The following is a 5,643-nucleotide window of genomic DNA, read 5'->3' as shown; positions in this document are numbered from 1 at the left end:
AAATGAAACGCCCTGTGCGGAGCCGCATGCAGGGTGTTGTGGGGGCTGGAGGCTAGATACCTCCGGCTACCCGATTAGGCTAATTGTGAGCAAACAAGCTAGAAGACCAAAATTATTTGCCAGCTTCTGCAATAATCTCAAAATTATGAATGTTGTTTAGAACACCGTTATCCCAGCCGCCAACGACAAGATCATCCGCTTGGGCCTTGAGGGCAGCAGCAACTTTCCCGGCAAAGTGAGCTTCTCTTCCACTCTCATCGGTAAAGGTATCAAAAATACCAAAAGTGTTGCTATCTAATTTAAGTGATGTCCATAACAACGTTTTTGGTTCAGTTTCTGCGACAACAGGTGCGGCTCCGATTAATAGCTGCTGTAATTCTTGCTCTTTTCCTGGTTGGGCTTTTAACAATATATAAGTTGCGCTTGTTGCATTTTCTAAGTCTGTGTCAGGTTCTTTATAGGATAAAACGCTAAAGTTAGAAATATTAGCAACAACCCCCTTATCCCAACCATGCGCTACGAGCGTATCTGCATTGGCATTTAATGCGGCTGCTACTTTCCCTGCAAAGTGCTCTGACCGGCCCGCTTCATTTGGAAAAAAATCAAAAATTCCGAAACTGCCATCGTCTTTTTTAAGCGCATACCAATACAAGGTATTGGGTTCAGTTTGCGCGACCAGTGTTGCGCCTTCCTTTAGAAAAGCAGTTAGCTCTTTGTCTTGTCCAGACTTGGCCTCAAATGGAATATAGGTTGCTTCTTTCATGATAGTCTCCTGTTTTGGTACTTCTGAGCGTGATATAGACGCATTCATTAAAATGAATAGAAATACAGTTAGATAAATACTTGCTTTACGCATAGGATTGAAAGTTTTCATAGATTCCCCTTATGTTGAAATCGAGGTGCCATTGTAGGGTTTCGCGTAGCTTGACCAGTAGTGACAAAAAAGACATCATGCATGCAATATTTGCCATTACTTGTTTGGAGTGTATGGGTGACGACAATTGTGATTCTTTCAGTGAATAACGCCTTACCATCAGGGCTAATGGGCATGGTTGATATCTTTGCATTAAGTGGTTTGCATTTTGTGCAGAAGTCTGGAGATGGAGCACTTTCGAAGGTGGAGTGGCACCCAAACGTGATTTTGGCGAATCATGATGGGCAGCCGATAACTGACGGGCATGGGCGTAATTTTGAGGTCGACTCTGATTTTGCTTCAATTAAGCATTGCGATGCAGTGTTGGTACCGGGGTTTATTCCAAATGGTCAAGGACACCCACCCCAAACCACTACAGATAAGCTTACCTGCTCATGGTTGGCTACACAATATAAAAAAGGAGCGCTCATGTGTGGCTCTTGTAGCGGTGTATTTGCACTTGGAGAGGCGGGTTTACTTAATAACCGAAAATGCACTACCACGTGGTGGTTACATGATGAATTAAAGCAACGATTCCCAAAGGCGAATGCGGTATGGGCAAGTGAATTAATTGATGATAACGGTATCATCACTGCTGGTGGCCCACTTTCCTGGGTCACCATTGCATTGCATGTAGTGCAAAAGCTTGCTGGTATTGAAACGGCGAAGGTTGTGGCTGATTTTTCTGTCGTTGATGCGATACCAAAATCTCAAAAACCTGTATGTGCCGGAGGGGTATCAGGCTTCAAACAATCCATTCCTGGCAAAAGCGGAATATACCATTCGTAAAGCACACTACCAAACCATGAACGCTGGTGATTTGGCAAAAATAATGGCTGTTTCTGAACGTACGCTAAATCGTAAGTTAAAAGAGTTAACCGGAGAAACCCCCAAAGCCTTTATTGACGGGGTTAGAATAAGCCATGCTTGCACATTGTTAGCAACCACCAATACGTCAGTAAAGGAAATCGCCCTTTCTCTGGGTTATACGGACGATAGCGTATTTCGTCGTCTCTTTAAGCAGAAAATAAAAATGACACCTTCCAACTATCAACAACAAAGACGCAATAATTAAAGTTAAGCTTTTAGCCTAACTTTCCAATAACGGGCGCAGACATGTGGGGCATAATGGCGAAGCCGCCCCGCGTGAATGCGTCCCAGCCCGCGCAGCGGGCGAACTTAATTTTTTTGTTATGTTTCAAACCTATGAAGCATAAATGAATAGTTCTTTTTTAATGTAATCCGTTTTATCGCGTTGCGAGCTTCAGGCTGATATTCGCGCCAATTTCAATGATTGTCTTTGAGAATAATTTTCGATATGCCAAATCGCTCTAAATCATCTAAGCTGTAATCATGAGGTTGCTTATTGTGAGGAACAGCGTGGGGCGAGTCCGGTTCACTATGGCCGTATCTCTTCTTCCAAAGTCAGTGTCAAAAAGCTGCTATGTCAGTTTGATTCTAAATATCCCGGCGCGACACTGCACGTGGTTTATGAAGCTGGACCGTGTGGTTATTGGATTTATCGGCTGATAACGAGCTTGGGGCATTGTTGCTATATTGTGGCACCGTCTCTTATTTCCAAAAAGCCGGGAGAGCGAATTAAAACTGACCGTCGAGATGCGCTTAAACTCGTTAGGTCACTAAAGTCTGAAGACCTTACCCCCATCTATGTACCAGAGCCGGAGGACGAAGCTGTGCGGGGGTTATCTCGAGCTCAATAGGCCGCAATGAAGGATTTAAAGGAAGCCAAGTACCAGCTTAAAGCGTTACTGCTTCGCAACAACATACGCTATGAAGGCACTGCTAACTGGTCGAAGAAGCACCTTCGCTGGCTTACAGAATTGATATTGCCTCATCCGGCGCAGCAAATAGTTTTGCAGGAACAATTGCAAACCATAGAAGAGCGCATCCGTCGACTGGAAAGGCTAGATAATGAATTAACTCACCACGTTCACCAATGGCGTTATTATCCGGTGGTGAAAGCCGTTCAGGCGATGCGCGGTGTTCCATTGCTCGTTGCTGTTGGCGTGGTAGCTGATTTCTTTTTGTGATATTACATTTTGGTTGTTGACATGGGGGAGTCCACATAAGCCTGTGAGCGACTTAATGTGATTGTTAGCTGCCACCTACTAGTAATGGTAACGACACGAGATAACCGTAATTGCGGTATCGTCCACGGCATATACCAAACGGTTTGTGTCATCTATTCTGCGAGACCAGAAACCTGAAAGATTTTCTTTAAGAGGTTCAGGCTTTCCAATTCCTTCAAATGGAGAACGCTTTACATCCGAAATTAACTTATTGATACGTCTCAAGGTTTTCTTGTCTTGAGTCTGCCAATAAACGTAACTATTCCAAGCTTCATCAGTCCATGATAACAACCTGTTACTCATCAATAAGTTCTCGCTGGGTCGTTTTTGCCGCTTTAAACTGTGCTATTGAACGATTTAAGTGTTCAGCGTTCGCTGGAGAACGAAGTAGATGAACAGTTTCCATAAGGCTGTTGTAGTAATCTAATGACATTACAACAGCATCTTTAGAGTCTCGACGAGTGATAACTGTTGTATCTGCATCGTTAATTACATTGTCCAAAACGGCTTTTAGACCATTTCGTGCTTCGGTAAAAGAGACAATTCTCATTTCGCACCTCACTTGTACATATTATGGTACAAGTTTAGACCGAAAATGAGCTCATGTACAGAATGTTGTGCATTACTGCGCCGTGGCAGCTAACGCTTTGCTAAACGGCAGCCAAACTTGGGTTTGGCTGTCCGGTGGAGGGCCGGAGGCCCGGAACGAATTTGAGCAATTTGTGTACGCCCAGCATGGGCATGAACTAATGAGGTGAAAGTCCTCTGTAGGAAGATCACCGTTGTTTAACACACTGTTATTCAACGCTAACTACTAGCGAATGGCAAGGGCTAAATCGTGAGAGATAGTCTGGAGGAAGCCGCTAGCAAATCTGCGAGCTGATGAACAAGAACATCATATGAGGCGTAGGCTGAAGGTGAGTTGGCACAAGACAACGAAACCATGTGATCTAACGGCCACCGTAAATGATGCAGCAGTGCAGAGACAGTCCATGTTCTTATCTGGGGAGATCTGCTTTACGAGCGATCGGTGAATACCAGTAAGGCTCTGGTATACAAGTGCCTTGGCGCAGAGGAAACGCATCATCCACTGCGAGCGAATTCGATGCAAACCGATAGCGCTGTTACAGGTAACTGTGGCGGTGATAGAGCAGAAGTCAGCAGACGGCATAGTAGCCAAATGCCCAGCGTAATGGCTGGGACACGGCCAAGGCCGGAACATTTAGAATAAAGGAGGAGCCTTGTCAGACTTGAACACACGAATGCCGTCCGGTAGTGACGTGACTCAGCGTACTGATGAGCAGCCAGCCTTTAGCGCAGATCTACTCGAACTTTTTCTCCAGCCTTCCAATCTTGTGTCGGCATGGAAGCAGGTTCGAGCCAACAAAGGGGCCGCTGGCATTGATGGCATGACCATTGATGACTTCCCCGCTTGGGCAAACGCCGGAAACTGGAAACGTGATGGATGGATTGCGCTTCACTATCCTAAATGAAACGCCCTGTGCGGAGCCGCATGCAGGGTGTTGTGGGGGCTGGAGGCTAGATACCTCCGGCTACCCGATTAGCTGCCTGTGCGTTCTAAAGACTGCGATTGCTCAAGTCTTTCAGCCAACCAAACCTTGATTATAGATTGGCGAGTGACGCCAACACGACCAGCTTCTCTGTCTAGGGAATCAATCATCCATTCTGGAATGTCTACGTTAATCCTTTTTTGTTTTTGCATGGGACGTTTGGCTTTAGACAAATCTAAGTGTTGAAGAACTTCATCTCCATTCTCGAATTTATCTTCAAAGTTTTTAGCTTTCATAAATTGCCACCTCTGATTTTCTGGCGCGTCTTACAGAAATAATTCGAATATTTTTATTCCTGTGAGTAATCACTGCTGTCCAGTGTTTGGCACCGATAAGACCAATAACGATATATCTAGGTTCATCTTCTGTTTTTGCCGGGATCTCCAAAAGCATTGGGTCATTCCAAAGCTTTTGGGCTTCTACAAAGTCGATTCCATGTTTACTTAAATTAGAATCACTTTTAGTTTGGTCAAATTCGAAATTCTGCATGAGTAAAAATTATACCTTTTTGACTCAGACTGCAAGAGGTAAATTTGTGGGGCCGCTAACTTTCCAATAACGGGCGCAGACATGTGGGGCATAATGGCGCAGCCGCCCCGCGTGTATGCGTCCCAGCGAACGCAGTGAGTGTGTTGATTGGGTTGTGTACGCCCAGCATGGGCATGAACTAATGAGGTGAAAGTCCTCTGTAGGAAGATCACCGTTGTTTAACACACTGTTATTCAACGCGAACTACTAGCGAATGGCAAGGGCTAAATCGTGAGAGATAGTCTGGAGGAAGCCGCTAGCAAATCTGCGAGCTGATGGACAAGAACATCATATGAGGCGTAGGCTGAAGGTGAGTTGGCACAAGACAACGAAACCCTGTGATCTAACGGCCACCGTAAATGATGCAGCAGTGCAGAGACAGTCCATGCTCTTATCTGGGGAGATCTGCTCTAAGAGCGATCGGTGAATACCAGTAAGGCTCTGGTATACAAGTGCCTTGGCGCAGAGGAAACGCATCATCCACTGCGAGCGAATTCGATGCAAACCGATAGCGCTGTTACAGGTAACTGTGGCGGTGATA

Annotated in this window: 9 protein-coding genes and 1 pseudogene; 5 read left to right on the top strand and 5 right to left on the bottom strand. The window is 45.3% G+C overall.

Features of this window, described 5'->3' with window-relative positions:
- Nucleotides 1–112: 112 nt before the first annotated feature.
- Nucleotides 113–874, bottom strand: a complete 762-nt coding sequence (locus QME20_RS19420; protein ID WP_231506394.1) for a hypothetical protein — start codon at nucleotides 872–874, stop codon at nucleotides 113–115.
- Nucleotides 875–991: 117 nt separating this feature from the next.
- On the opposite strand from QME20_RS19420, the gene QME20_RS19415 reads away from it, so the two are divergent.
- The 3 genes and pseudogenes from QME20_RS19415 to QME20_RS19405 form a co-directional block, all read left to right on the top strand.
- Nucleotides 992–1,702: a DJ-1/PfpI family protein gene (locus QME20_RS19415; protein WP_281716498.1), complete on the top strand. Its 711-nt coding sequence runs from the start codon at nucleotides 992–994 to the stop codon at nucleotides 1,700–1,702.
- Between the two features lie 16 nt (nucleotides 1,703–1,718).
- Complete coding sequence (locus QME20_RS19410; RefSeq protein ID WP_281716497.1) at nucleotides 1,719–1,988, top strand: AraC family transcriptional regulator; 270 nt, start codon at nucleotides 1,719–1,721, stop codon at nucleotides 1,986–1,988.
- Between the two features lie 241 nt (nucleotides 1,989–2,229).
- Nucleotides 2,230–2,952, top strand: a pseudogene (locus tag QME20_RS19405) (transposase); the annotation flags it as partial.
- A gap of 90 nt (nucleotides 2,953–3,042) precedes the next feature.
- Here the strand turns inward: QME20_RS19405 and QME20_RS19400 are convergent.
- Both QME20_RS19400 and QME20_RS19395 read right to left on the bottom strand, forming a co-directional pair.
- Entirely contained in the window at nucleotides 3,043–3,306 is a 264-nt protein-coding gene (locus QME20_RS19400; protein WP_168534470.1) for a Txe/YoeB family addiction module toxin, read from the bottom strand.
- Nucleotides 3,299–3,553, bottom strand: a complete 255-nt coding sequence (locus QME20_RS19395; protein ID WP_061094129.1) for a type II toxin-antitoxin system prevent-host-death family antitoxin — start codon at nucleotides 3,551–3,553, stop codon at nucleotides 3,299–3,301. Before QME20_RS19395 ends, QME20_RS19400 begins: the two co-directional genes overlap by 8 nt.
- Nucleotides 3,554–4,033: 480 nt before the next feature.
- Between QME20_RS19395 and QME20_RS19390 the strand changes: the two genes are divergently transcribed.
- Nucleotides 4,034–4,234 carry a hypothetical protein gene (locus tag QME20_RS19390; RefSeq protein ID WP_136251253.1) on the top strand — a complete coding sequence of 67 codons (201 nt, stop codon included), beginning with the start codon at nucleotides 4,034–4,036 and terminating at the stop codon, nucleotides 4,232–4,234.
- A 10-nt stretch (nucleotides 4,235–4,244) separates the two neighbouring features.
- Nucleotides 4,245–4,496: a hypothetical protein gene (locus QME20_RS19385; protein ID WP_281716496.1), complete on the top strand. Its 252-nt coding sequence runs from the start codon at nucleotides 4,245–4,247 to the stop codon at nucleotides 4,494–4,496.
- Between the two features lie 68 nt (nucleotides 4,497–4,564).
- Here QME20_RS19385 and QME20_RS19380 read toward each other — a convergent pair whose 3' ends face one another.
- Nucleotides 4,565–4,810, bottom strand: coding sequence for a CopG family transcriptional regulator (locus tag QME20_RS19380; RefSeq protein WP_281716495.1), 246 nt, complete (start codon nucleotides 4,808–4,810; stop codon nucleotides 4,565–4,567).
- Nucleotides 4,800–5,063, bottom strand: a complete 264-nt coding sequence (locus tag QME20_RS19375) for a BrnT family toxin (RefSeq protein ID WP_014997213.1) — start codon at nucleotides 5,061–5,063, stop codon at nucleotides 4,800–4,802. The genes QME20_RS19380 and QME20_RS19375 overlap by 11 nt, the downstream gene beginning before the upstream one ends.
- Nucleotides 5,064–5,643 lie beyond the last annotated feature (580 nt).

Origin of the sequence: Alteromonas sp. CyTr2 (genome assembly GCF_947311905.1) — a bacterium.
Taxonomy (GTDB): domain Bacteria; phylum Pseudomonadota; class Gammaproteobacteria; order Enterobacterales; family Alteromonadaceae; genus Alteromonas; species Alteromonas macleodii.
This window is presented reverse-complemented; position numbering and strand designations above follow the sequence as displayed.